The 25,521-nt window shown below is 58.4% G+C and carries 16 protein-coding genes, 3 tRNA genes and 3 rRNA genes; 14 read left to right on the top strand and 8 right to left on the bottom strand.

Annotated elements, in window-relative coordinates:
* Positions 1-43: 43 nt before the first annotated feature.
* Positions 44-4,090: an NACHT domain-containing protein gene (locus tag HF931_RS10510; protein ID WP_273240042.1), complete on the bottom strand. Its 4,047-nt coding sequence runs from the start codon at positions 4,088-4,090 to the stop codon at positions 44-46.
* A 1,454-nt stretch (positions 4,091-5,544) separates the two neighbouring features.
* Between HF931_RS10510 and traG the strand changes: the two genes are divergently transcribed.
* Together traG and HF931_RS10500 are read left to right on the top strand one after the other, a co-directional pair.
* Positions 5,545-7,467 carry an IncP-type conjugal transfer protein TraG gene (gene traG / locus HF931_RS10505; protein WP_273240040.1) on the top strand — a complete coding sequence of 641 codons (1,923 nt, stop codon included), beginning with the start codon at positions 5,545-5,547 and terminating at the stop codon, positions 7,465-7,467.
* A gap of 3 nt (positions 7,468-7,470) precedes the next feature.
* Entirely contained in the window at positions 7,471-7,848 is a 378-nt protein-coding gene (locus HF931_RS10500; RefSeq protein WP_273240038.1) for a hypothetical protein, read from the top strand.
* Between the two features lie 4 nt (positions 7,849-7,852).
* On the opposite strand, the gene HF931_RS10495 is transcribed toward HF931_RS10500, so the two are convergent.
* Positions 7,853-8,119, bottom strand: a complete 267-nt coding sequence (locus HF931_RS10495; RefSeq protein WP_273240036.1) for a hypothetical protein — start codon at positions 8,117-8,119, stop codon at positions 7,853-7,855.
* Between the two features lie 201 nt (positions 8,120-8,320).
* Here HF931_RS10495 and trbB point away from each other — a divergent pair, with 201 nt between their 5' ends.
* The 12 genes from trbB to HF931_RS17210 all read left to right on the top strand — a co-directional run bounded on the left by trbB (position 8,321) and on the right by HF931_RS17210 (position 19,664).
* Complete coding sequence (trbB, locus tag HF931_RS10490) at positions 8,321-9,301, top strand: P-type conjugative transfer ATPase TrbB (RefSeq protein ID WP_273240034.1); 981 nt, start codon at positions 8,321-8,323, stop codon at positions 9,299-9,301.
* 13 nt (positions 9,302-9,314) lie between these two features.
* Positions 9,315-9,647 carry a TrbC/VirB2 family type IV secretion system protein gene (locus HF931_RS10485; protein ID WP_084397268.1) on the top strand — a complete coding sequence of 111 codons (333 nt, stop codon included), beginning with the start codon at positions 9,315-9,317 and terminating at the stop codon, positions 9,645-9,647.
* Positions 9,647-9,901 (top strand): VirB3 family type IV secretion system protein, encoded by a 255-nt coding sequence (locus HF931_RS10480; protein WP_013301530.1) that lies wholly within the window; start codon positions 9,647-9,649, stop codon positions 9,899-9,901. The genes HF931_RS10485 and HF931_RS10480 overlap by 1 nt, the downstream gene beginning before the upstream one ends.
* On the top strand, positions 9,895-12,333 hold the full coding sequence (gene trbE, locus HF931_RS10475) for a conjugal transfer protein TrbE (protein WP_273240031.1): 2,439 nt from the start codon (positions 9,895-9,897) through the stop codon (positions 12,331-12,333). The genes HF931_RS10480 and trbE overlap by 7 nt, the downstream gene beginning before the upstream one ends.
* A 10-nt stretch (positions 12,334-12,343) precedes the next feature.
* A complete protein-coding gene (gene trbJ / locus HF931_RS10470) occupies positions 12,344-13,045 on the top strand; it encodes a P-type conjugative transfer protein TrbJ (protein WP_273240029.1) in 702 nt (233 codons plus the stop codon).
* A 6-nt stretch (positions 13,046-13,051) separates the two neighbouring features.
* Complete coding sequence (gene trbL / locus HF931_RS10465) at positions 13,052-14,371, top strand: P-type conjugative transfer protein TrbL (RefSeq protein ID WP_273240027.1); 1,320 nt, start codon at positions 13,052-13,054, stop codon at positions 14,369-14,371.
* A gap of 5 nt (positions 14,372-14,376) precedes the next feature.
* Entirely contained in the window at positions 14,377-15,075 is a 699-nt protein-coding gene (gene trbF / locus HF931_RS10460; protein ID WP_273243180.1) for a conjugal transfer protein TrbF, read from the top strand.
* Positions 15,072-16,079, top strand: a complete 1,008-nt coding sequence (gene trbG / locus HF931_RS10455; RefSeq protein ID WP_273240025.1) for a P-type conjugative transfer protein TrbG — start codon at positions 15,072-15,074, stop codon at positions 16,077-16,079. The genes trbF and trbG overlap by 4 nt, the downstream gene beginning before the upstream one ends.
* Positions 16,076-17,335 carry a TraB/TrbI/VirB10 family type IV secretion system protein gene (locus HF931_RS10450; protein WP_273240023.1) on the top strand — a complete coding sequence of 420 codons (1,260 nt, stop codon included), beginning with the start codon at positions 16,076-16,078 and terminating at the stop codon, positions 17,333-17,335. The genes trbG and HF931_RS10450 overlap by 4 nt, the downstream gene beginning before the upstream one ends.
* On the top strand, positions 17,332-17,568 hold the full coding sequence (locus tag HF931_RS10445) for a DUF2274 domain-containing protein (protein WP_273240021.1): 237 nt from the start codon (positions 17,332-17,334) through the stop codon (positions 17,566-17,568). Before HF931_RS10450 ends, HF931_RS10445 begins: the two co-directional genes overlap by 4 nt.
* A gap of 2 nt (positions 17,569-17,570) precedes the next feature.
* Entirely contained in the window at positions 17,571-17,882 is a 312-nt protein-coding gene (locus HF931_RS10440; RefSeq protein ID WP_027836431.1) for a DUF736 domain-containing protein, read from the top strand.
* Between the two features lie 195 nt (positions 17,883-18,077).
* Positions 18,078-19,664 (top strand): recombinase family protein, encoded by a 1,587-nt coding sequence (locus HF931_RS17210; RefSeq protein ID WP_420537740.1) that lies wholly within the window; start codon positions 18,078-18,080, stop codon positions 19,662-19,664.
* Here HF931_RS17210 and HF931_RS10425 read toward each other — a convergent pair.
* From HF931_RS10425 to HF931_RS10400, 6 genes are all read right to left on the bottom strand, one after another.
* Positions 19,621-19,697 (bottom strand) — tRNA-Met (locus tag HF931_RS10425). The genes HF931_RS17210 and HF931_RS10425 overlap by 44 nt on opposite strands.
* Before the next feature lie 161 nt (positions 19,698-19,858).
* A 5S ribosomal RNA gene (gene rrf, locus HF931_RS10420) occupies positions 19,859-19,973 on the bottom strand.
* Between the two features lie 90 nt (positions 19,974-20,063).
* Positions 20,064-22,835: ribosomal RNA gene (locus tag HF931_RS10415) — 23S ribosomal RNA — on the bottom strand.
* A 285-nt stretch (positions 22,836-23,120) separates the two neighbouring features.
* Positions 23,121-23,196: transfer RNA gene (locus HF931_RS10410), tRNA-Ala, on the bottom strand.
* Positions 23,197-23,254: 58 nt separating this feature from the next.
* A tRNA-Ile gene (locus HF931_RS10405) sits at positions 23,255-23,331 on the bottom strand.
* Positions 23,332-23,557: 226 nt separating this feature from the next.
* A 16S ribosomal RNA gene (locus HF931_RS10400) occupies positions 23,558-25,012 on the bottom strand.
* The 16S, 23S and 5S rRNA genes sit together here with 3 tRNA genes alongside, the layout of an rRNA operon.
* Between the last annotated feature and the right edge of the window lie 509 nt (positions 25,013-25,521).

Raw genomic sequence — 25,521 nt, 5'->3', positions numbered from 1 at the left:
CGATCTCCACGAGGCGGCAAGGTCAGTTTCTGTTTCTCGCAACTCAACCACCGGATGCAGCGCGCTTCTCAATCTCGACCACTGCCTGCTTGAGCGCTTCGCCTGCCGGAACACCGGCCGCGGCGATCGAATCGGCGATGTCGCTCCATCCCTTGGTTGCCAAGCACGCGGTATCAGACTTCATGGCTATCTCGCTAGTTCTGTGACCGATATTCGCTGTGCGCCAAAACTCTTCGCGGCCGCTCTCGCGCCAACGCATTGATGCGGCATACAAATGCGGAGCGGCGTTGCCCGGCTGCACCAACTCCAAAAGGTCTAGCAGCATGTTGGCGATGGTCGGACACGCACCTGCTGAAACAGAAATGTCGGAAAGCACAGGCAAGAAAGGCAGGATCTGATCTTCAGACAGGCCTTTTGTATATGACACTCGGTCGCCGAAACCCTGGACGGCTTTCAAAAAGAAGGGCGAGATTAGATCATTGAGGTGTATCTCAAGGCTACCGCGGCTAGACCATTGATGCTGCTTCCAGTGACGGGTGGTCTGCAATCTTTGCCACAAGCGCTTGCGAATATACGCGAGATAGGCCGTGTGAGAGGTATCACCCGCTACAAGTCTCAAGTCGCTCCCTGTAAGGAAAGCCGCAGCGGTGCCCAGGAAGGTTTCGTCGGGTAGGCTGCTGAGCGGGGCAAAAATCAGTCTCTCAAGGTGCTGTTCGGACCAGTCCTTCGCCACGGGCGCTGCGAATTCGAACAAGGCCTTGGCCCAAGCGTTTGCCGTATCACGAGGCTCGGTCTCGTCATCGGCACCAGCAAGACTTTGAGTCATCCAAGCCAGATTGGAGGTCAAAAAGTCAGCGGTCGTATCTATGGTTGCGACGGTGGCAAAGACGCGCAACCAGACTTCGGCGGTATGATGATCGAAATAGAAGTCTGGCCATGACGGCGTCACTTGGCGGGGCTTTCGCGTCTGATTCTTGGCGCCGATCACGATTCCCTGCCGCTTGGGTCGCGGTGCTTCCACAGGCGGGCTCGGCCAGGCCGGCAAATCGCCTTCGCCGGCCAACCAGCCATTTTCTGAGTCCAGACGAGCCGCGATCGCATGTTTGCGAGCGGAACACCGCGCCTCGTATGCGCTAGCATGTTCGTCCAAGTTGGCTCTACGGGCGAAGATGCACGCATCGATGCCGACCCTCACGAGCGCGCATACTGTGTTCTCTCCCAAAGCTTTGGTTGCTTCTGGATGTCGAGAAAATACGCTTGCTGCTGCGGAGGGATGTAGCCCAGTCAATGTCAGAAGCTGGGACACATTCTCTCCTGGCGCGGCACGATTGACCAAGTAGAGCCGACCGCACAGCGCCAAAGCTGTGGGATCATACATAATATCAAACCGCAGATTGGTCCGTGACCTAGCCGCTACCGCCAGTGCTTGATCAAATACACTGGACAGAATGGTAGCGTGCTGCGGGAGTTGATCATCGGACAGGTAACGCGCAAGAAAGGCTGCCGCGCCGACCCTGGCAATCCACGGATCATCTGGTTCGAAGTCAACAGCTTCTTTGGGAGCAGTTGTATCGCCGCCATCCAACAGGAGTTGCAAGGCATCTCCCACCGGCACACGGAGATCGGAATCCTCTTTGTCCATGCTCATTCGCATTGCGAGTGACGCTGTGAATGCCCTGTGTTGTGCGGATGTCGCCTCTGATTGTTGATCCAACCAAGACTGCTGTTCTGGCGGAAACTCATAGATATAGCCCTCGACAAGCTCTCCATCGTCGCCAGTCTCGGATACTTTTCGATAATTCTCTCGATGCGTCATTCTCAGAGCGTGCGATGCCATGTATTCTGGGGCAGCCCAATCGACTTCTGGCTTAGTCCATGTACCGAGTCTGTCGACCGCCTCTTCAATACGCCGCCGAAGATCCTCGACTGCAAATTCGGGCTGACGGAAAACAATCTGCGGGATCACGTTGTGCAGACTGATCGAGCGGGACGCTTTACATGCGAGAGCTTCCGTGACGAGGCGGTCAGTGGCGGGACCGCGATCCCATCGGAAGTTTCCGCCTCCCTGCAAATGGTCGAGTTGGTCGTGCTGCAAACGCTGTCCATCGAGCGCGAGCAGCTCCGGAGATGCGAGAAGGTCGTGGAGCAGCGGTGAATCAAGTTTTGCGTGGCACAGCACGAGATCTACAATTGTGAGAAGGAGCGCCCCACTTAGAGGTCGATCATCGGCAATTTTTTCGATCAGTTCAGTCAGGTTTCCACTATTGTCGAGCACACCATGAGCCCAATCTTCGAGCGCACATAACGCCTTTGAAACAAGCCGAGACGGCCCATGGCCCCTGGACCAGGCGTAACTGGAAACTGGCGATACCTCTTTGGCCACACCTGCAAGCATAAGGTCTATTGAGTAAGACTGCGGGCCGGGTTGTTCGAGCGATCGTATAAGGTGGCGAAGAAGGGAGAGAGCTGTGTCCGGGTTCGCTTTGAAGAGGCTTTGAAAGAGACCAATGCCAGTCTTTCCTAAAGAAAACGGATGCTCGATTTGCATGAGGGATGGTGGATAATCCCTCCGTGAGCTAAAGCGCGACTGAGATTGCATTTCGTCGTCGACGGCGCAACGGAACGCTTGACAGAATTCAATCGGCGCCACCGAGGGCAAGTTTCCGGGGAAGCGTAGAATCTCCGAAAAATAACTGGAACTGCGATTTGAGTTTACAATGGCGTTGAGATATCGCGAAGCAGCAGCGGGATTTTTGTCTGCATGTAGTGCGACGGAAAGGCGCGCACTTTCCCGTGTATCACCGTTCGCGGGGTAGCGAATTTCGGGCAATGCGTCGCCAGGTTTCGGCATTGGCATGTCCGCCTGTTCGATATCCGCCACAAGCAGGTCGGTTAGCCTGTCGATCAGGGCGGGAGAAAGAGTATTTTCGCCAAATGCAGCCAGGATAAGCCAAGCCTCAAAAACATCGACCGCTGCGGCGAGCGCGCGCGCCGGAAGGCGTCCGAATGACCGGGTCGTCCAGACCAAAACTGGGATCCAGACTGGTCCCTTCGGTATGATCAGGCCAACGGGAACCGAAGTGGCTTGCGGTGTAAGCTCAGCCAATACTTTCTCAGCAGGCTGACTATGCGCAGCAATTACCCTTCGCAACAAGCGTTCCGCAAGGACGCCATCGCCGTCGACAAGGTAGTCGCTGTGACGTTGAAGCAGCTCAATAGCCAGTTCGCTTCGTGCAAGCGCAAGAAGACCTAGGGCCACCCAACCCTCATGAGCGCTGTCTCGCACCAGGCTAGTCATAGCATCATGCCATCCCGATTGTGGGTTTTCAGCCAGACGACGGAAGCAGAGCTCGACGCCGCGGCTAAGCCAGTATGCCGGCGCAGCAGATAGGTTTAGGTCGCCCCAATGCTCCGACAACTCAGACAGGTACATGCCAACAGCCCAGTCGGTGAAGATATCGTGCCTGAACTTCACCCGGTCGGCTGCGATTTCCACTAAGACGCCGTCCTCAATGAGCGACGATACCGCGTCATGATCTTCTTTCTTCACATCGGCAAGAGATAGTCCCGACAACTGAGCTTCTACTGTAGCGATGATTGTGCGCTTGCGTGCTCGCTGTTGTCCCTGTGACTGCGAAAATCCATGTCCCCCGGTTCCCCACCAATTGGCGGCTAAAGCAGCTTCGCTGATAATCGCTTCAGCCTGCAGTCGAGCCTCGGCGATCCTGCGCAGGATAAACGGATTTCGCGCAAGATGCTTGGCTGGGTGGTCTGGCTTTAGAAGTTCTGAAAGTGCCGGGCAGGATTCAGCAAGTGCCTCGGCCTCCTGGTCGTTCAGAGTCTCAATGGTAAGCGTTTTACGGTCACCCAACGTGTCCGTGAAAGTATCGCTGAAATTGAATGCGTTTGCATCTGCCCACCCAGTACGGGCCGTAAAGACCACACAAACGCCGCTAACACTTGAGGCGGCGATCACAAGATCCATGATGGTGTTTCGTTCGCCCTGATCACGGAATTTATCAAGGCCGTCGATAAATATGACCCCGCCCCCATCGCAAGCGAGATCCAGAAGAAAATCTTCTGCGGACACATCGATATCATACTGCGCTCGAAGTGCGGCCCAGCCTCCAGGTGGAGTGCGGTCCGGCGAAAGAACAATTGTGCGAGCCAGAGTGCTTCGGGCATCAGCGGCCGCTCTTAGAAGTGCGGACTTGCCGGTTCCGCCCTCGCCAACAATTTCGACTATGCCGGAGCTTAGCATTGCATCGTCGATGAGGCCTTCCAGTTGAAACCTCATCTCGCTTCGCGCGATCTGAACGCCCGCAATCCGGATATCGATATCTTGAAGAGCGAAGGAGGCCATCTCTGCTATACGCTTACGCGCCAGCGCAAAAGTACGCACTTCATTTAGCAGGATTCCTCGCTCCCGAAGCTTTTCGGCCCAATGCCTGCGATCTCCTTCTCCTCCGATGGCGTCTGCGGCGAGAAGCTCCGAGACTAGCGCATCGTAAAGCCCCTCATTACCTCCAGCGATTCTGGATGCGCGCATTCGATCAGTGTGCTCGGCAATGGAATTGGGGCGTGCATAGTCGAACACCAGAACGGAGAAGTTTCTGAGAACTGCGAAGACATCAGCAGTGTCGGTAACACCATTGGCGGCCAATTTGGCTTTGAAGGCTGCGTAGAAATCGCGCATCTGCCGATTGCGGCCTGGTGCGGCGAGCTGGGCCTCGAACGACTTGTCATCAATCGTGTGACGTGAGAGCTCAAGCACTTCCTGGACACCGCGATCAATGGAAGAGCTGGTTCGTTCGATCGCAACCGCGAAGCGGCGTTGGGGATCGATCCGCCAACCGTCAACCAGCATTCTTGCGACAGCGTCGAAATTGGCGTCGCTTTCAGTAAAGGCCATTTGTCTCTTGGCCTGCACTTCGAGGCATCGCGTTGAGCCGTCGGCGGCTTCTCCATGGAGAATTATGTCGTCCAACGGATGTCCCTGGTCAGCGCGCTGAAACTCCAGACGTCGAACAACGGCGCCTGGAAGACCAAATGCTTCGGTCTGAGCAAGTACGGAAAGCGAATAATGAGCTGCGACCTTGACTTCAAATTGCGAGCCAGCGGGCCCAGTTGCGCGCGGACTTGCACCGGATTTTGAGTTCTTACTATTCGTGCCCATTTCGTACTCACGTGATGCTTGCAAAATCTTGATCGCTATTCGGCACACTAACCCTTCTATCGCGAGAGTTGAATTCCTTGGTGTCCGCGATCAGAAAGGTGAACAATTCATGAGGTATCAACGAGCGGTAGGACCAATCAGGTTTCGTTATTCAGACACCTTGTTTCAAAAGGCTTCGCAGGATTCCGCAAATCAATGTTGCATTGGGATACTAGAGCACTCATTAAGGGAATTTGGTATGAGTGCAGCTTATGGCTCGAAAGTTCCCTAGCTTGAGTTGCTCATCCCGGAAATTCCCAAAATTGCCTGTCGCTGGTTGTTGCGACAAGTGCAACCATAACGCCGTCTAAAATGAAGCGGCATGGCACTTGACCCCAACCAAATTTCTTCTCGGCCAGTTCCTGCTGACTCTTTTGCTAATCACCTGTTCGGTGTGGATTGCGACGCAATGGGTGGCTGGTGTTCTGGACCATCAGCCACGTTTGGGCGGACCCTGGTTCGAATTGGCGGGTCAGCCGATCTACAAGCCGTGGCGGCTGTTCCAGTGGTGGTATGCCTATGATGCTTACGCTCCGAACGTGTTTGCGCGCGCGGGTTTGATTGCCTCGCTGGGCGGCATCGCCGGTATTGTAATGGCGATCATTGCATCGCTCTGGCGTGCAAGACGCGAGAAGCATGCAACGACCTACGGGTCGGCACGCTGGTCATCGGTCAGGGACGTGCGGCGATCCGGGTTGCTCGGTGCGTCTGGTGTGGTGTTGGGACGCTTCAAAGGGCGATATCTCCGGCATGCGGGCGCAGAGCATGTTATGGCCTTCGCGCCGACCCGGTCCGGAAAGGGTGTCGGGTTGGTGATCCCTACCCTTCTTTCCTGGACGGGCAATGCGATCATTCACGACATCAAGGGAGAGAACTGGGCGCTCACGTCGAAATGGCGATCTGGCTTTTCCCGTTGCGTTCGCTTCGATCCGACAGACTTGTCGAGTTCACGCTTCAATCCCTTGCTGGAAGTGCGGCTTGGCGCGCATGAGGTCCGCGACGCACAGAATGTGGCCGACATACTCGTCGATCCTGATGGCTCTCTGGAGCGGCGCAGCCATTGGGACAAGACGGCGCATTCACTGCTCGTTGGCGCCATCCTGCATGTCCTTTACGCCGAAGATGACAAGTCACTCGCAGGCGTGGCGACACTGCTGTCTGATCCGGCCCGGCCGATCGATGACACGCTGGAGCACATGCTTGAGGCCAACCATCTGGGAAGCCGTGACCGACCGTTGACGCATCCGGTTGTAGCAGAAGCGGCACGGGAGCTACTGAACAAGTCTGAAAATGAAAAATCCTCGGTCGTGTCGACGGCGATTTCATTTCTGGGGCTCTACCGCGATCCGGTTGTCCAGCGGGCGACCTCCGGTTCGGATTGGCGGATCGAGGATTTGTTTCGCGGCGAAAGTCCTGCGTCGTTGTATCTGGTGATTCCGCCGTCTGATCTCTCGCGGACCAAGCCGTTGATGCGGTTGATCCTCAATCAGATTGCACGGCGGTTGTGCGAAGAACTGCCCGATGGGCAAGACCGTCGGCAGACGCTGCTGATGCTTGATGAGTTTCCAGCGCTGGGGCGGCTCGACTTCTTCGAGAGTTCGCTCGCCTTCATGGCAGGCTATGGGATCCGCGCCTTCTTGATTGCGCAGTCGCTAAACCAGGTCGAGAAGGCCTACGGGCAGAACAATTCTATCCTCGACAATTGCCATGTCCGGATCGCATTCGCGACCAATGACGAGCGTACGGCCAAGCGTATTTCCGACATGCTCGGAACCACAACGGAGCAGCGAAACCAGAAGAATTATACCGGGCACCGGCTCGCGCCCTGGCTAAGTCATGTCATGGTCTCCCAGCAGGAAACCCAACGCCCGCTCCTAACACCCGGCGAGGTGATGCAGATGCCTGCCGATGACGCGCTGATCTTCCTGGCGAGCCATCCGCCGATCCGCGCTAAGAAACTCCGCTACTATGAAGATCGGAATTTTATCGAGCGAGTTGGCGCACTGCCGATTGCTGCTGCCGGTGCGGATACGTCTCGGCTGGGCGGATATCATCGATCTGGACCATCGCCCTCGGACGGTAATTCCGGCGGGCTGGCGCGAGCGGTGGGACCGGACATCGGCGATGAGGAAGAGATCTCGCAGGATATTGAGACGGATGAAGAACACGCGCCGCAGCAGCGCGGCGGCATTCAGGACCAGATCGCGCGCTACTACCTTCAAGTCCAGGAAAATGGCGGACGGGAGCTTTAGGACATGGCGCGCAATCCAAGGCTTCATATCCGCGTCTCCGAGACGAACCATCGCAAGGTGAAGCAGTTTTCCGCCGAGCATGGTGTCCATGTCGGCACGCTGATCGATGAGGCGCTGACCTTACTGTTCACACCACCTAAGGACCGGCCAGATTCCGCGATCATCCAGCGGCTGGAACGGGTCGAAGACCAGATCGAGAAGCTAGAGACCGGCACCGCGTTCCAGACCGACCTGCTAATCGAGTTCATTTTCGAATGGCTGAGACAGCGCCCAGGCAAGAACCCGCTCGAGACTCCTGCAGATGCAGCGCGCGCGCGAAGTGAGCTCGAAGCGCTGACCAAGCGCGTCGTCGAGCGCTCCAACCCGCACATCTGGAACTGATCATTCAGGCAGCTGCGTCGAGCTGGCCGGATTCCAATGCCTGCCGGAACTCCGCGGCATCCTGCACTGACCTGAACATGTAGCTGGCCGTGTGCTCGCCTTTCTCCAGATGGCTATGCGAGCGCCATTCGGGGCCGATATTGGTGTTGAGCCAGGCTGCGATGATGTCGAGGCGCTTGCCGAGACCGAAGGGTGGGATTGGCAATTCGACATGATGCGGGAAGTCCCGCGCATCCTTTTCTGCCATGAGAACGGATTTGTAGCGACCCATAGGCTTCTCCTTATTGTTCTCTTTTCGTTCTTTTCCTGCTTTCCGCTCCGATATCAATCGCTGCGGCGCGATTTTCTGTGAATTGCCCCTCTGCGTCCTCGGACTTCCCGCAGGCGCCTTTCGTGTCCCCCGGCCCCAACTGTGCGGCGGTAATTGATGCCCTGATGCTGGTCCCATCACTGATGAGGACCACGCTCTGCCATGTCTGCCCTGCCCCAACCCAGCGAGACCGAGACCCGCCGCACGGCGATGCTCCGCACGGCTTTTGATGGTCCGGTTGGGGCAGCACTGGCCGCTCCCGATACAATCGAAATCCTCGCCAATCCCGACGGCTCGGTCTGGGTCGAGAAAGCTGGCTTTGGTTTGCACCGTGCATCCGAGACGCTCGGCCGCGCCGAACGCGAGCGGATCATCCGGCTGGTCGCGTCCTCTGTCGGCGAGGCCTGCGACCGCGCTTCTCCTATTGTTTCTGCCGAACTGCCGGGGTCCGGTGAACGGTTCGAAGGGATATTGCCGCCGATTGCCGAAGCGCCCTGCTTTGCGATCCGCAAACCCGCAGGCCAACCCATCGCGCTCGATACCTATGTCGAGACCGGCGCGCTGACACCCGCGCTGTGCGTCGGGCTGCGGCAGGCGCTTGAAGACCGGCTCAACATTGTCGTGGCGGGCGGGACATCCTCGGGCAAGACCACGTTTGCCAATGCCTTGCTGTCGGAGCCGGCTTTGGCTGAAGACCGGATCGTCATCCTGGAAGACACGCGCGAGCTGCGCTGTTCCGCCGAGGATGTGACGCAGCTCAGGACGCACCGGTCAGGCATCACGCTGCGCGATCTTGTCCGGTCAACCATGCGCCTCCGGCCTGACCGGATCATTGTCGGCGAAGTGCGCGGCGGCGAAGCCCTCGATCTCCTGAAGGCCTGGAATACCGGCCATCCGGGCGGGATCACGACGCTGCACGCGAACTCGGCCTCTGGAGCGCTTACCCGGCTTGAACAGCTGGTCGAGGAGGCGACGACCGCCCTTCCCCATGCTCTGATCGGCGAGGCGGTCGATGTGATCGTGTTCATGTCCCGCGCAAGCGGCGCGCGCCGCGTCGAGCAGGCACTCCGCATTACCGGCTTTGACGGCACCGAATACCGGACCGAGCCGCTCGCCGCCCCCTTTCTCAACATCGTCAATTAAGGAGACCCGACGCATGTTCTACGACCAGATAAAGGCTCTCAACCGATCGCTCCAGGCCGGCGTACTGCTGGCTTCGGTTAGTGTATTATCACTGCCCGCCCATGCCGCGGGCACGGGCATGCCCTGGGAGGGCCCACTCGACCAGATCCTGCAATCAATCGAAGGCCCCGTCGCCCGGATTGTGGCGGTGATCATCATCACGTTGACAGGCCTGACACTCGCTTTCGGCGAGACGTCCGGCGGGTTCCGGAAGCTCATCCAGATCGTATTCGGTCTGTCGATCGCCTTTGCGGCCACGTCCTTCTTCCTGACCTTTTTCAGCTTCGGCGGCGGCGCGGTCCTCTGATGCTGGACGGCTACGAGATCCCCCTCCACCGCTCGCTCGCCGAACCCATCCTGATGGCAGGCGCGCCGCGCTCAGCCGCCATCGCCATCGGGACGATCGCGGCGGCCCTGGCCCTCGGCCTCCGGCTCTGGATACCGGGTCTCGTGGTCTGGGTGGCGGGACACTCGCTCGCTGTCCTCATGGCCCGCTCCGATCCAGACTTTCTCGCCGTCGCGATCCGATCTGCCCGTCACAAGGAACATCTTTCATGCTGAACCTCTCCGAATACGCGACCAGGAAGGCCAGTCTCGCCGACTACCTCCCCTGGGCCTGCCTGGTCGCGCCGGGCGTCGTCCTCAACAAGGACGGCGCCTTCCAGACAAGCTTCCGCTATCGGGGCCCTGACCTTGAAAGCTCGACAGAAGCCGAACTCGTTGCGGTGACCGCACGGGTCAATAATGTGCTCCGCCGGTTCGGGTCCGGCTGGGCGCTGTTCTTCGAAGCGGTGCGGGCGGAAGCGGTCTCGCTGGAAGAGAGTACATTTGAATGTCCAGCCGCCTGGCTGATTGAGCAGGAGCGGCGCGCAGCCGCCGAGGAGATCGGCGCCCGGTTCGAGAGCGCCTATTACCTGACCCTGCTCTGGCTCCCGCCCGCCGATGCGACAGGCAGGGCTGAGAAGGCACTGATCGAGCGCCCGGAGAAAAGGGATGGCGAGGACTGGCGTCAGCGGCTGGAGCATTTCCAGACCCGCTCGGCGCAGACGCTGGACCTGCTTGCTACCGCGTTGGATGAAATACATCCGCTCTCGGACGAGGACACGCTCACCTATCTGCATGCCTGCATCTCGTCGAAACGGCATCGCGTGTCTGTGCCGGAACTGCCGGTCTTTCTCGATGCGGTTCTGGCTGATGAGAGCTTTGCGGGCGGGCTGGAGCCGCGGATTGGCGAGGCGCATCTTGCGACGCTAACCCTGCTGGGCTTTCCGGCCTCGACCTTGCCAGGCATGCTGGATGAGCTCAACCGGCTGGGCTTTGCCTATCGCTGGACGACGCGCTACATCGCGATGGACAAGGCCGAGGCCGAAAAGCTCCTTGCGAAGAAGCGCCGGCACTGGTTTGCGAAGCGCAAATCCGTCGGCGCGGTCCTCCGCGAGACGCTTTTCAATGAGCAGGCCGCGCTTCTCGACAATGATGCCGACAACAAGGCGGCCGATGCTGATGCGGCGCTGCAGGAGCTTGGCTCCGATCTTGTCTCCTATGGCTATGTCACGACCACACTGACGCTGATGGGCGCTTCGCGGGAGGAGGTCGAGGAACGCACCCGCGCCGTCGAGCGGGTCATCAACGGGCGCGGGTTCACGACCATCCGCGAGACGCTGAACGCGGTCGAAGCCTGGCTTGGCTCCCTGCCGGGGCATGTCTATGCCAATGTCCGCCAGCCGATCCTGCATACGCTGAACCTGGCGCATCTTGTGCCCATCTCCTCAGTCTGGGCAGGCGATGCGTGGAATGACCATTTCTCTGATCGCGCCCTGACCGAAGCGCAGACTGAAGGCACGACGCCGTTCCGGCTCAACCTGCATGTCGGTGATGTCGGACATACGTTGATCATTGGGCCGACAGGCTCCGGCAAGTCGGTCCTACTGTCGCTGCTCGCCGCGCAATGGCAGCGCTACGAGGGCGCTCAGGTGTTCCTCTTCGACAAGGGGCGGTCCGCGCGGGCGGTGACGCTCGCCATGGACGGGACCTGGCTGCCGCTCGCGGGCGATGAGCGTCCGGCGCTGCAGCCGCTTCGGGACATCTATAGCGAACGCGGCGCGAGCTTTGCGGCAGACTGGCTGCTCGGCCTGATCGAAGCCGAAGGCGTGACCGTCACGCCGGACCTGAAGTCTGTCCTGTGGGACGCGGTCCGGTCGCTCGCTTCGGCGCCTGTTGCCGAACGCACGCTGACCGGGCTCAGCCTGATCCTGCAATCGGATACGCTGAAAGCCGCACTGCACCCTTACACGCTGGAAGGCGCTTACGGGCATCTGCTCGACAGCGATTCAGAAACCCTCGACTTGTCTTCGATTGCCTGTTTCGAGATGGACGAGCTGATGCAGACGCCGTCTGCGGTGGCACCCGTCATCACCTATCTCTTCCACCGGCTGGAAGACCGGTTCGATGGCCGCCCGACCCTACTCATCCTCGATGAGGCCTGGCTGTTCCTGGACCATCCGGTGTTTGCGGCGCGGCTGCGCGATTGGCTGAAAACGCTCCGCAAAAAGAATGTCGCCGTCGTGTTCGCGACCCAGTCGCTCGCCGACATTGAGGGGGCCTCAATTGCGCCCGCCCTGATCGAATCCTGCCCGACCCGGATCTTCCTGCCGAATGAGCGGGCGCTGGAACCGACTTCCCAGGCCATCTATCGGCGGTTCGGCCTCAATGACCGTCAGGTCGACATTCTCGCCAAGGCCATCCCGAAGCGGGACTATTACTATACTTCGCCGCTTGGCTGCCGGCTCTTCGAGCTGGGCCTCGGCGAAGTCGCGCTTGCCTTATGCGGCGCTGCATCGCCTGCCGACCAGAAACTCATGGACCAGTGTCTCGAAACCGGCCCTGAGGCGGGCTTCGCCCGCAGCTGGCTGGCGCTGAAACAGCTTGGCTGGGCGGCAGACCTGCTTGCCGAACGGCCAGATGCATCCCCCGCCCAGATCGCCGCTGAATAGGACCCCCCATATGAAAACCCTTCTCTCTTCCGTTGCCCTTGCTGCCATTCCGCTGTCTGGCCTGATGGCCCCTCCCGCCTCGGCGCAGCTCGCGGTCTACGACCCGGCCAACCATGCCCAGAACATCCTGCAGGCCGTGCGGGCCCTGCAGCAGATCGACAACCAGATCCGCCAGCTCACACATGAAATCGACATGATCGAAAAGATGGCGCGCGATCTTGAGACCCTGCCCGTCGAAGTCGCCCGCGGGATTATCGCCGACCGTATCCGCCGCATAGAAGAGCTGATGCGGCAAGCCGATGGCATCGGCTACGGCGTCGAGGAGGTCGAACGCGATTATGAAGACCTCTACCCGGAATCCTATGGCGAGACGCCACCGACCAATGCGGTCTTGGTCGAGGATGCGCGCGTCCGCTGGCAGCAATCCCGGTCTGCCCACAAGCACACGCTGCTCATGGTCGCCGAGACGGTGCGCGATAATGAACGCGACGCCGACGCGCTGACCAGTCTTGTCGAAGAAAGCCAGGCCGCCGCCGGCAATCTCCAGGTCCTGCAGGCCGGCAACCAGATCGAGGCCATGTCGGCCCAGCAGCTGATGCAGATGGAAGCCATGATGGCGGCACATTACCGCGCCGAAGCGCTCGACCGGGCGCGCGAGCTTGAAGAAGCCGAGCGCGGCCGCGCGCGCCTGCAAAGCTTTTTCGGGAATTAGACTGCCATGGAAGAAATGGGCGTCATCGACCGGTTCCTCGAAACCTTCATTGCCTATATCGACTCAGGCTTCGGCCTGCTCGCAGGAGATGTCGCTTACCTGACAACCACGCTGATCGTGATCGACATCACGCTGGCCGGCCTGTTCTGGGCCCTGTCGCAGAATGCCGACGTGATTTCGGGGCTCTTGAAGAAGGTGCTCTATGTCGGCTTCTTCGCCTTCATTCTCGGCAATTTCTCGATCCTGGCAAACATCCTCTTTGCGAGCTTTGCTGATCTCGGTGTGAAGGCGGGCTCTTCGACGCTGACCGCTGAAGACCTGATGCGGCCGGGCTACATTGCCGGGGTCGGGTTCGAGGCGGCGCAGCCGCTTTTGGAAGAGATCGGCGACATGCTGGGGCCGATCCGCTTCTTTCATAATTTTATCCTGATTGCGGTTATGCTGATCGCCTGGGCGATAATCCTCGTCGCCTTCTTCGTTCTCGCCGTCCAGCTCTTCGTCGCGATCCTTGAATTCAAGCTGACGACGCTGGCGGGTTTTGTGCTCGTGCCCTTTGCGCTCTGGAACAAGACCTCATTCCTTGCCGAACGCGTCCTTGGCAATGTCGTCACCTCCGGCATCAAGCTGATGGTACTCGCCATCGTCATCGGCATTGGCTCGACCCTGTTCACGTCGATCACCGAAGCCTTTGGTGGGCCGGGCGATGTGACGCTCGCCGAAGTCATGGGCACGGTCCTCGCCTCCATTGTCTTTCTCTGGATGGGTGTGTTCGCGCCCGGCATTGCCTCCGGCCTTGTGACTGGCGCGCCGCAGCTCGGCGCGGGCTCCGTGGTCGGCACGACAGCGGCAGTCGGTGCAGGCGCTGTACTGGCGACGACCGGTACGGTCGCGGCGGGACGTGCAGCGCTTGGCGGTGTATCCGGCGCTGTGAAGGCCGGCGCGTCGATGACGGGCGCCGCCCGCACCTCCTATGACCTTGGCCGCATGGCCTCTGGCAAGACCGGCTGGCGCGGGGCTGCGGCTGGCGTGGCCGGTGTTGCGCAGGCTAGCGGCGATACGCTCCGCCGGATGGCGGGACGGCCCTCCGCCTCTGTCGGCAATGCCTATCGGCGCGGGAGCGAAGCGGCCTTTGCCGCGACCGGTGGGACCATGGCGACCACGTCCGCCGACGCACCGTCTGCCGGTTCGGCAAGCCCGGCCTGGGCGCGGCGCCTTCGCACAGAACAACGCCTGCAGCATGCCGGCGCGATCACGGTCCATGCCCTGAAGGACGGTGATCGCGGCATGGCGGGCGAGAATCCGAAACTCCGAAACGAAGAGGACTGATGAGCATGGCCTTCCGACGCACCTCCACCCATTACGGGCAAAGCCCGCACCCCGAGACACCCTATCAGAAGGCAGGGCAGGTCTGGGACGAACGGATCGGATCGGCCCGTGTCCAGGCCAAGAACTGGCGGCTGATGGCGCTGGGATTGATGGGGCTCCTGGCGGCCTCGTCGGCAGCCCTTGTCTGGCGCAGCCTGCAGTCGACCGTCACGCCCTATGTGGTCGAGGTTGACGAGACCGGGGCCGTGAAGGCGGTCGGGCCAGCGCTTGCGCGTTATGAGCCGACGGACGCGCAGATCGCACATCACCTTGCGAACTTCATCTCCGATGTTCGTAGCCTGTCGATCGATCCGGTCATCGTCCGGCAGAACTGGCTCGCTGCTTATGACTATGTGACCGACAAGGCCGCGATCACGTTGAGTGACTATGCGCGCGACAATGACCCGTTCGCCGAGATCGGCCGGCGCTCGCGCAGTATCGATGTGGTGAGTGTCGTGCGGGTTTCGGACGAGTCCTTCCAGGCCCGCTGGCTTGAGAAGACCTATGAGAATGGGGCACTGACCGGCGTCAAGCGGTTCACCGGGCTTTTCACCCTCGTCAATTCCCCGCCCCGCGATGCCGAAACACTCCGCGCCAATCCCCTCGGCCTCTACATCCACAGCCTCAACTGGGGCGAAGACCTTGTCACAGGAGACACAAAATGATCCGCACAACGAGCCTTGTATCTGTTCTCGCCCTGACCACGGCCTGCGCGAGCGTTCCGCCGGAGCCCGTCATCGAGGATGCGGCCTTTGTCGAAGCGGCATTCGTCGAAGAGGTGCCAGAGCGGCCCGTCGAAATTGTCGAGACGCCGACCGTCCTGGCACTTCCTGGCCAGATGAAACCGGTCGAAGGTACGAAGCGGACAGTCACACGCGTCTACACCTCGCCGACCGAGACCATCCGCAAGGGCACGACCGAGGCCCGGATCGAACCCTCCGTCGATGGCTATGTGAACGCGATCCAGGTCTATCCCTATACCGAAGGCGCACTCTACCGGCTCTATGCCGCGCCGGGCCAGGTCTCCGACATCGCGCTACAGCCAGGCGAGACGCTGGTCTCTGTCTCGGCGGGCGATACGGTCCGCTGGATTGTCGGTGATACCTCCTCCGGTTCCGGCGGCACGGCCCGCGCACATGTGCTGGTCAAACCGATCGCCGCAGGTCTTTCGACCAATCTCATGATTGCGACCGACCGGCGGACCTATCATCTCGAACTCGAAAGCGTGGACGGCACCTATATGGCGGCCCTCTCCTGGCGCTATCCGGCGGACGAGCTGGCTGAACTGGTCTCCCGCAACAAGATTGCGACCGTTCGCGAGGATGCATCCATTGCGCCCGGTATTGCGGTTGACCGGCTGGATTTCGATTATGTCATTGAGGGCGACAATCCGGCCTGGCGACCGGTACGTGTGTTCGATGATGGGCGGCAGGTCTTCATCCAGATGCCGGCGGGTCTTGCGACCATGGATGCCCCGCCCCTCTTCATACTCGGCGCCTCCAGCGATGCCGAACTCGTCAATTATCGCCTGCGCGGCAATTACTACATTGTCGACCATCTCTTTCGCGCCGCCGAGCTCCGCATTGGTGAGAAGGATCAGACCGTCGTGCGAATCCGGAAGCGCGTGCAGCGCTCCGGTATTGCCAGCCTGTTCGGAGGCGAGGGATGAGCGAGCCGGCCCCTTTCCCGAAACAGGCCGATGAGCTGAAGCTGCGCGCGCGGCCGCGGCCGGTGACGCGGATCAACCGGAAGGTTCTGATGGCGGGCGCCTGCCTTGGCGTACTCGGCCTCTTTGCCGCCGCCTCCATCGCCCTTGATCCGCCAAAGGCGGTCGATTCGGCAGACCGCCAGGAACTCTACAATACAGCCACCAAGCGCGCGCCGGATGGGCTCGCGGATTTGCCCGACTCCTATCTCAACTGGCAGCCGGCTGGTGACACGCCAAGACTTGGCGCGCCGATGGCGGGAGATCTTGGCGGTACTGTTGTGGCGGAAGAAGAAGAATGGGGCCTTGAGCCGGACTGGAATGTCGCGCCGTCGGATGATTTCCGGCCATCGGCCGAAGATGAAGCCATCCGCGCGCAGAGACTGGCAGACGCGAAGCTCGCCGATGCAGCCGGCAAGGCGGGCGTCTTCTTCGATGTCGGGAATCGGCAGTCACTGGCCGGGTCGGTGACTGCGGCAGGTGGACTTCCGGACAGTCTCGGCTCGGAATTGCTGGCACTCGCCGCCCAGAGTGCAGGCGCGCCGGGATTTGCAGGCTCGCCCGACCAGAACCTTCAGGCCGAAAAGATCGCCTTCGCAGCGGAGCGCCGGGATGGCGACATCTACAACCCGCATGATGTCGAGACCCCGGTCTCGCCCTATCAGGTGATGGCGGGCACGCTGATCCCGGCCTCGCTTGTCACCGGGCTGAATTCTGACCTGCCGGGCAATGTCATCGCGCAGGTGACCCAGCCGGTCTATGACACGGTGAGCGGCGCACATCTGCTGATCCCGCAGGGCGCGCGCCTGATTGGGCGTTACCAGTCGGAAGTCTCGTTCGGCCAGGAGCGCGCGCTCCTGATCTGGGACCGGATCATCCTGCCGGATGGCAGCTCGCTGCAGATATCTGAACCTGCTTCGGATGCGCAGGGCTATGCGGGCGTCTCCGACAGGACCGACCATCACTGGGGCCGCGTCTTTGCGGGCGCTGGGCTCGCGACTTTGCTCGGCATCGGGTCTGAACTTGGCTCTGATGATGATGATGTCGAGCGTGCGATCCGGCGCGGGTTTGGAGACAGTGTCTCTGAAGCTGGCCAGCGCGCGGTTGATCGCAACCTCGGCATCCAGCCGACGATCCGTATACGGCCGGGCTGGCCTGTACGGGTGATCGTGACACGCGACCTTGTGCTGCGGCCTTACTCTGAAGGAGGTCGGCCATGAGCCTCCGCATCGGACAACTCCCGGACCGGACTCCGGTGAAACTCACCCTTTCCGTCGACCCCGACCTTGCTTCCGCGCTTGCCGACTATGCGGCGATTTATGCCGAAACCTATGGCGCGGAAGAGAAACCCGAAACCCTGGTGCCTGCCATGCTGGACATGTTCCTCAGCTCGGATGCCGGGTTCAAGCGGGCCCGCAAGGCCCTTCATGCCAGAGCCAGCAAAGGAGAATAGCAATGGCAACAATCGGCACCTTCAGCCAGAAGGATGGCAAATGGACCGGAACCATTCGGACCATGACAATCAATGTTAAAGCCCAGATGGTCCCTGTGGCCGAGAAGGCCGAAGGCGGACCCGATTATCGGATATTCGCGGGCGGCGCAGAGCTCGGCGCAGCCTGGCGCGAGGAGAGCAAGGATGGCGAGACGCCTTATCTCGCGGTCAAGCTCGATGATCCTGGATTCGAGAAACCGCTGCGGGCCGCCTTCTTCGAAAAGGAAGAGGATGGCAGCGGCGTGCTGGTCTGGAACCGGCAGAAGCTGAACTAGATCAGCTTCTGCCTATAGGACCGTGAACCGCAAATACCCCAAACTCGTGCCTCGCGGTCGCCTTCCAAAGGCGATCGCGACACAAACTGAGCCTCCCGAGGACGAATTTTCTGGGGAAATAGCCCCATCCTGGGCAATTGAGCTCGCCGAAGCGCTTGCGCGATATCATGCGAGGTTGGCATATCGGAAAGGGTCATGACCCTAACAGCCGCCATATACGCCCGCTATTCGTCGGATCTTCAGTCTATTCGTTCAATCGAAGACCAGATCGCCCTTTGCCGACAACATCTTGAACAGAAATCCTGGACCGAAACAGTCGTCTATTCAGACCGCGCGATCTCGGGCGGCGCGATGGTTACGCGCCCCGGCATTCAGGAACTGATAAGAGGCGCCGCGAACGGTCAGTTCAATGTGGTTGTCGCCGAAGCCCTCGACCGCATCTCCCGCGACCAGGCTGACACGGCCACGATCTACAAGATTCTCGCCTTTCATGGCGTGTCTATCGTCACGCTATCTGAAGGCGAAGTCGACTCCATGCATGTCGGCTTCAAGGGCGTGATGAATGAGATGTTCCTACGCGATCTCGCGAAGAAGACGCGCCGAGGCCAGACAGGTGTTGTGAATTCAGGCAGATCGGCCGGAGGACATTGCTTCGGTTACGATATCGTACCGGGTGAGCAGAATGGCATCCTGACCATCAACGAAGACGAAGCGGAGACCGTCAGACGGATCATGCGGCTGTTCGTCGAAGGAAAGTCTCCGAGAAGCATCGCGGCTATGTTGAACCAGGAAGGTGTCGCAGCGCCTCGCGGTTCGGACTGGCGCGCTTCGACGATCAATGGACAGGTGCATGCCGGCAACGGCATCCTGAACAACGAACTCTATATCGGCCGACGCATATGGAACCGCAGGCACAAGGTGACGGATCCTTTCTCCGGCAAGAAGCGCATGCGGGCTAATCCCGAAAGCGAATGGGTCATCAATGAGGTTCCGGACCTTCGGATTGTTGATGATGAACTCTGGCAGGCTGTGAAGCTTCGCCAGCAAAGGCACTCCCGGAAACGTGGTGGAGCAAAACGACCGACACGGCTCCTGTCGGGGCTCCTCGAATGCAGTGCCTGCGGCGGCCCGATGTCGATTGTTTCCCAGAACCGGTACGGTTGCTCGACAAGACGGGAGAAAGGCACCTGCTCGAACAATCGAACCATTGCCGCCAAAGAGCTTGAAGAACGCGTCCTCGCAGGACTGAACAACGCCTTGCTTCATCCGGATGCGCAGAAAGCGGCTGCTCGTGAATTTCATGCAGAACTCGTTCGCCAACAGAAGGCGACTGGCAGCGAACGTTTTCAGCTTGAAAAGGCTATCGCTGAAGCCGGCAGGCGCATTGACCGGATTGTCGATGCAATTGCCGAAGGGGTTGCGACCACTGCCCTCAAGCAGAAGCTGGTCGCCCTGGAAGCGGAAAAAGTTGAGAACGAGGCCAAACTTGCGGCAATGGGCAGCGAGCCTGTTGTGAGCGTTCATCCGAACGCGGGCGAGCTGTATGCCGAGCTTATCGGCTCACTTGTGGAAGTGGTTTCGGACCCGTCTCCCGATGCTGACGAGGTCCGATCCATCTTGAGGAAGACCATCCAGCGGATTTGCCTTGAGCCGCGCAAAAATGAGAGCGGCTACAACCTTGTTATAAAAGGCGATTTGGCCGCCCTGATTTCTCAGGACGGCCAAACTACTCTTATGATGGGTGCGGGAGTAGGATTTGAACCTACGACCTTCAGGTTATGAGCCTGACGAGCTACCGGACTGCTCCATCCCGCGTCAGCATTGTCTACATTTAAGAGGCTAACCCCTGAAATGCAAATCCGGCCGCGAGGGCCGGACAAATCCGCCAGGAAAATCCGGGCGGCAGGCCGCAAACGCGACCAAAATCGTCGTAATGGAAAGATGTGTCTGCAAGTTTGTATGACTGGGCTCTGCGGACCCGGCAGCGACCTACTCTCCCACGCCTTAAGACGTAGTACCATTGGCGCAAGGGGGCTTAACGACCGAGTTCGAGATGGGATCGGGTGGGGACCCCCTGCCATAGCCACCGGGTCGGCGGAAACCAGTCAGGGAATTATACCAACATGTTCTTTATCGAGACTGTGTAGAAGCAAATACGCTTTCAACTACACATGAATTTCAACAATCAAGCCTATCGAGCAATTAGTACCGGTTAGCTCCACGCCTCGCAGCGCTTCCACACCCGGCCTATCGACGTGCTGGTCTTGCACGGCTCTCAGGGATACCTGGTTTTGAGGTTAGTTTCCCGCTTAGATGCTTTCAGCGGTTATCTAGTCCACACATAGCTACCCTGCAATGCGGCTGGCGCCACAACAGGTCCACCAGAGGTGTGTTCATCCCGGTCCTCTCGTACTAGGGACAAATCCTCTCAAGTATCCAACACCCACGGCAGATAGGGACCAAACTGTCTCGCGACGTTCTGAACCCAGCTCACGTACCACTTTAATCGGCGAACAGCCGAACCCTTGGGACCTGCTCCAGCCCCAGGATGTGATGAGCCGACATCGAGGTGCCAAACGATGCCGTCGATATGGACTCTTGGGCATCATCAGCCTGTTATCCCCGGAGTACCTTTTATCCGTTGAGCGATGGCCCTTCCACTCGGGACCACCGGATCACTATGACCGACTTTCGTCTCTGTTCGATCTGTCGATCTCACAGTCAGGCAGGCTTATGCCATTGCACTCAACGACCGATGTCCGACCGGTCTGAGCCTACCATCGCGCGCCTCCGTTACTCTTTAGGAGGCGACCGCCCCAGTCAAACTACCCGCCACACAGGGTCCCGGCCCCATCCAGGGGCGCGGTTAGACATCAAAGAAATTAAGGGTGGTATTTCAAGGTTGGCTCCACAGCATCTGGCGACACTGCTTCAAAGCCTCCCACCTATCCTACACATAAGTTCTTTAATGCCACTGTGAAGCTGTAGTAAAGGTTCACGGGGTCTTTCCGTCTGACCGCGGGTACCCCGCATCTTCACGGGGAATTCAATTTCGCTGAGTCTATGTTGGAGACAGTGGGGAAGTCGTTACGCCATTCGTGCAGGTCGGAACTTACCCGACAAGGAATTTCGCTACCTTAGGACCGTTATAGTTACGGCCGCCGTTCACCGGGGCTTCAATTCAAGGCTTGCACCTCTCCTTTTAACCTTCCGGCACCGGGCAGGCGTCAGACCCTATACGTCGCCTTACGGCTTCGCAGAGCCCTGTGTTTTTGATAAACAGTCGCAACCCCCAGTTTTGTGCCCCTCAGCACTGGTTGCCCAATGTGAGGCCTCCTTCTCCCGAAGTTACGGAGGTAATTTGCCGAGTTCCTTCAACATAGTTCTCTCAAGCGCCTTGGTATGCTCTACCTGACCACCTGTGTCGGTTTCGGGTACGGTCTTAATGGGAGGCTATTTCCAGGAACTTCCAGGCTGCATTCCCAATCCAATAAGGGAATACAACTTTCGAAATCCGTCACTCATCCCTTGGCCCACGAATATTAACGTGGTTCCCATCGACTACGCCTTTCGGCCTTGCCTTAGGGGCCGGCTAACCCTGCGCAGATTAGCTTTACGCAGGAACCCTTGGTCTTTCGGCGACAGGGTCTCTCACCCTGTTTGTCGCTACTCATGTCAGCATTCTCACTTCCGATACCTCCAGCAAACCTCACGGTTCACCTTCACAGGCTTACGGAACGCTCCGCTACCACTCTTTCGAGTCCGCAATTTCGGCGAATAACTTTAGTCCCGATACATTTTCCGCGCAGAGGCGCTTGATCAGTGAGCTGTTACGCTTTCTTTAAAGGATGGCTGCTTCTAAGCCAACCTCCTGATTGTCTCAGCACCTCCACATCGTTTCGCACTTAGCTATTACTTGGGGGCCTTAATTGGCGGTCTGGGTTGTTTCCCTTTTCACGACGGACGTTAGCACCCGCCGTGTGTCTGCCACGCATAACTTCTGGGTATTCGGAGTTTGAGAAGGTTTGGTAATCCGGTGAGGACCCCTAGCCCATTCAGTGCTCTACCCCCCAGAGTCTAATCGTGACGCTCTACCTAAATAGATTTCGCGGAGAACCAGCTATCAGCAGATTTGATTGGCCTTTCACCCCTAGACACAGGTCATCCGAGAACTTTTCAACGTTCAACGGTTCGGCCCTCCAGTGCGTGTTACCGCACCTTCAGCCTGCCCATATCTAGATCATCTGCCTTCGGGTCTAATGCTACGTACTCAGTCGCCCTATTCAGACTCGCTTTCGCTGTGCCTACACCTAACGGCTTAAGCTTGCACGCAACACTAAGTCGCTGACCCATTATACAAAAGGTACGATGTCACTCCGAAGAGCTCCATCAGCTTGTAGGCATCCGGTTTCAGGATCTGTTTCACTCCCCTCATCGGGGTTCTTTTCATCATTCCCTCACGGTACTTGTTCACTATCGGTCGGTAAGGAGTACTTAGGCTTGGAGGGTGGTCCCCCCATGTTCAGACAGGATTTCACGTGTCCCGCCCTACTCTAAAAGGTCTTCATGTTACGGATACGGGGCTATCACCCACTATGGCGCACCTTCCCAGATACTTCTCCTTATTTCAGACCAGGCCTGGTCCGCGTTCGCTCGCCACTACTAACGGAGTCTCAATTGATGTCCTTTCCTCCGGGTACTTAGATGTTTCAATTCCCCGGGTTCGCTTTTTAACCCTATGTATTCAGGTTAAAATACCTCACTATTGAAATGTTAGACACGTCGAGCGCCGAAGCGCTCGAATTATCCAACATCTCGGAGGTGGGTTTCCCCATTCAGAAATCACCGGATCAAAGGGTGCTCTCGCCTCCCCGGTGCTTATCGCAGAGTGCCACGTCTTTCATCGCCTCTTACCGCCAAGACATCCCCCGGATGCCCTTTTGACGCTTGATCGTTATTTGAAATCCATGTGCAGTGGAAAACGCATTTGCGCTCCACACACCTGAATCTCGATCAGACATGTTGGTTTCTTGCAGACTGACCCTTTGGCGTGAGCTTTTGATGTCATACTCCTATGACACTCACGTTTATCGGCTGAAGCTGGAATACCAAGAGCACAAGGCTCTGAGCGGCAAACCAGCCGGATCAATCTTTCCCTTACGATAACAAATATCCTGGAACCAAATGGCCCCAGAAACGGACTAAACTTCTTTCGTTCGTAACCCTCGCAAGAAGCGATGGTGGAGCCAGACGGAATCGAACCGACGACCTCCTGAATGCAAATCAGGCGCTCTCCCAACTGAGCTATGGCCCCGTATAGTCTGGCGTCCCGCCAGGTCGCATGCCCTGCCCTGCGTTGCCGCAGGCTTCGATGGTGGGCCGAGGAAGAGTTGAACTTCCGACCTCACGCTTATCAGGCGTGCGCTCTAACCACCTGAGCTACCGGCCCATGACCTATCAGGGCCAGGCCCATCGCGGTCAAAGTCGAAGACAGGCGATAAAGCGCCCGCGGGGCTCGCTTAGTATCCAGACCCACCAATGGCAAGCCTGAACAACGAACGAAGGAAGAGAAACGGAGACGGCGCGACAGCCGCATAGTTTTTTGTCCATCAAAGTGGACTGTCTATAGAGCCACAGAGCTTCGCGTGAGCAAAGCAATCCGTGAACATCCTTAGAAAGGAGGTGATCCAGCCGCAGGTTCCCCTACGGCTACCTTGTTACGACTTCATCCCAGTCACTGATCCTACCGTGGCCGCCTGCCTCCGAAGTTAGCACAGCGTCTTCGGGTAGAACCAATTCCCATGATGTGACGGGCGGTGTGTACAAGGCCCGGGAACGTATTCACCGTGGCATGCTGATCCACGATTACTAGCGATTCCACCTTCATGCCGTCGAGTTGCAGACGACAATCCGAACTGAGACAGTTTTTGGGGATTAACCCATTGTCACTGCCATTGTAGCACGTGTGTAGCCCTACCCGTAAGGGCCATGAGGACTTGACGTCATCCCCACCTTCCTCCGGCTTACCACCGGCAGTTTCCTTAGAGTGCCCACCCAAACGTGATGGCAACTAAGGATGAGGGTTGCGCTCGTTGCGGGACTTAACCCAACATCTCACGACACGAGCTGACGACAGCCATGCAGCACCTGTCACCGATCCAGCCTAACTGAAGGAATCCATCTCTGGAAACCGCGATCGGGATGTCAAGGGTAGGTAAGGTTCTGCGCGTTGCTTCGAATTAAACCACATGCTCCACCGCTTGTGCGGGCCCCCGTCAATTTCTTTGAGTTTTAATCTTGCGACCGTACTCCCCAGGCGGAGAGCTTAATGCGTTAGCTGCGTCACCGACAGGCATGCCTGCCAACAACTAGCTCTCATCGTTTACGGTGTGGACTACCAGGGTATCTAATCCTGTTTGCTCCCCACACTTTCGCACCTCAGCGTCAGTACCAGTCCAGTTAGCCGCCTTCGCCACTGGTGTTCCACCGAATATCTACGAATTTCACCTCTACACTCGGTATTCCGCTAACCTCTCCTGGTCTCTAGACTTCCAGTTTCAAATGCAGTTCCGAGGTTGAGCCCCGGGATTTCACATCTGACTTAAAAGTCCGCCTACGTGCGCTTTACGCCCAGTAATTCCGAACAACGCTAGCCCCCTTCGTATTACCGCGGCTGCTGGCACGAAGTTAGCCGGGGCTTCTTTACCAGGTACTGTCATTATCATCCCTGGCGAAAGAATTTTACAACCCTAAGGCCTTCATCATTCACGCGGCATGGCTGCATCAGGCTTTCGCCCATTGTGCAAGATTCCCCACTGCTGCCTCCCGTAGGAGTCTGGGCCGTGTCTCAGTCCCAGTGTGGCTGATCATCCTCTCAGACCAGCTATAGATCGTCGCCTTGGTAGGCCATTACCCTACCAACTAGCTAATCTAACGCGGGCCGATCTTTCACCGATAAATCTTTCCCCCGGAGGGCGTATACGGTATTACCACTCGTTTCCAAGAGCTATTCCGTAGTGAAAGGTACGTTCCCACGCGTTACTCACCCGTCTGCCACTATGTCGTTCGACTTGCATGTGTTAAGCCTGCCGCCAGCGTTCGTTCTGAGCCAGAATCAAACTCTCAAGTTGAGTGTTGATCTGACGAAAACCATCCATTGGAATATGGACGGCTACTCAAGCTGTTAAGCATTTAAGTATTGCGTTCTTTTGACGAGAAACCCTTAGTCACAAAGACCAGTATGACCTGGTCGATGGAAAAAGAATTTTCTCTCAAGAAACGCATCCGTCGTGATCGTTTGGAAAGGCCGAAGCCTTATCCGCAAGCTATCACGCCGCCTGCGTTTCTCTTCCTAATCTCTTACGATGTCAAACAGCTGGAACCGAAGCTCCGAAGGTCTCCGTCAGAAGCCCGTGGGCCCGTCCGGAAGTGGCGGCTTATATGGGCCGCCGATCATCCCGTCAACACTCTTTTTTGCGCCTTCTGCAGTTAGATGTTTGACCATCCGGACTGCCTGAATTTTAGCGCAAATGAACCGCCTGCCGAAATGATCCGGCCCGCAAATTCGAGCGTTTCGAGGAACCGCATATATAGCCCCTGTTCGACGAAAAGTTCAAGAACTTTTTCACCAACCAGGTGA

This window comes from Hyphomonas atlantica corrig., from assembly GCF_017795365.1.
GTDB classification, from domain to species: Bacteria; Pseudomonadota; Alphaproteobacteria; order Caulobacterales; family Hyphomonadaceae; genus Hyphomonas; species Hyphomonas atlantica.
Note: the sequence above shows the minus strand (reverse complement) of the source record. Positions and strands in the feature narration are given on the sequence as shown.

Excerpts from the sequence above, each read along its gene's own strand:
- trbJ (WP_273240029.1), top strand. The coding sequence starts at position 12,344 with ATGAAAACCCTTCTCTCTTCCGTTGCCCTTGCTGCCATTCCGCTGTCT.
- HF931_RS10480 (WP_013301530.1), top strand. The coding sequence starts at position 9,647 with ATGCTGGACGGCTACGAGATCCCCCTCCACCGCTCGCTCGCCGAACCC.
- trbB (WP_273240034.1), top strand. The coding sequence starts at position 8,321 with ATGTCTGCCCTGCCCCAACCCAGCGAGACCGAGACCCGCCGCACGGCG.
- HF931_RS17210 (WP_420537740.1), top strand. The coding sequence starts at position 18,078 with ATGACCCTAACAGCCGCCATATACGCCCGCTATTCGTCGGATCTTCAG.
- HF931_RS10500 (WP_273240038.1), top strand. The coding sequence starts at position 7,471 with ATGGCGCGCAATCCAAGGCTTCATATCCGCGTCTCCGAGACGAACCAT.
- HF931_RS10440 (WP_027836431.1), top strand. The coding sequence starts at position 17,571 with ATGGCAACAATCGGCACCTTCAGCCAGAAGGATGGCAAATGGACCGGA.
- trbF (WP_273243180.1), top strand. The coding sequence starts at position 14,377 with ATGGCCTTCCGACGCACCTCCACCCATTACGGGCAAAGCCCGCACCCC.
- HF931_RS10485 (WP_084397268.1), top strand. The coding sequence starts at position 9,315 with ATGTTCTACGACCAGATAAAGGCTCTCAACCGATCGCTCCAGGCCGGC.
- trbE (WP_273240031.1), top strand. The coding sequence starts at position 9,895 with ATGCTGAACCTCTCCGAATACGCGACCAGGAAGGCCAGTCTCGCCGAC.
- HF931_RS10450 (WP_273240023.1), top strand. The coding sequence starts at position 16,076 with ATGAGCGAGCCGGCCCCTTTCCCGAAACAGGCCGATGAGCTGAAGCTG.
- trbL (WP_273240027.1), top strand. The coding sequence starts at position 13,052 with ATGGAAGAAATGGGCGTCATCGACCGGTTCCTCGAAACCTTCATTGCC.
- trbG (WP_273240025.1), top strand. The coding sequence starts at position 15,072 with ATGATCCGCACAACGAGCCTTGTATCTGTTCTCGCCCTGACCACGGCC.
- HF931_RS10495 (WP_273240036.1), bottom strand. The coding sequence starts at position 8,119 with ATGGGTCGCTACAAATCCGTTCTCATGGCAGAAAAGGATGCGCGGGAC.
- HF931_RS10445 (WP_273240021.1), top strand. The coding sequence starts at position 17,332 with ATGAGCCTCCGCATCGGACAACTCCCGGACCGGACTCCGGTGAAACTC.